General features: G+C 40.0%; 1 protein-coding gene. It reads right to left on the reverse strand.

What is annotated here, in order from left to right; all coding sequences use genetic code 11:
• Window positions 1-120 precede the first annotated feature (120 nt).
• Window positions 121-430, reverse strand: a 310-nt coding sequence (locus tag RMT89_RS41240) for a hypothetical protein (RefSeq protein WP_315888884.1), incomplete at its 5' end; no start/stop codon positions are given.

The following is a 430-nucleotide window of genomic DNA, read 5'->3' on the forward strand; positions in this document are numbered from 1 at the left end:
TTCAACACCTTCAAACATTAAATCGATCAATAACTTGTGAGTGAAAATCATGATTATCAATTGGCCGTAGCCCTATCAGGTTAATGTGATTAACGTACTCAGTGCGTGAGGGACTGAAGTTCATGGGTTTTCTGGTGCTAGGAACAGTGTATTGAATAGGGCGATTTTGTCATCCGCAGATAGTCTTAGCCAAGCGGCGGAGAACCTTGAACAGGGACAAAAAACTATCGACTTATAATCTAACTCAATCGGTCGTGACACGTTCATTTTTCTGTCACGATAATTAATTAGGTTAAATCGTCTTTCAACACATAGCCATTGCTGGTAAAGCTTCATTTTTATCCAACTGGGAATATCAACGATGATTTTTAAACTATTGCTAGTTGTCTTTGTGGCAACGCTCTCTTTTTCTGTGCTCGCCACTGACGTG

The organism is Streptomyces sp. P17 (genome assembly GCF_032436805.1).
Taxonomy (GTDB): domain Bacteria; phylum Actinomycetota; class Actinomycetes; order Streptomycetales; family Streptomycetaceae; genus Streptomyces.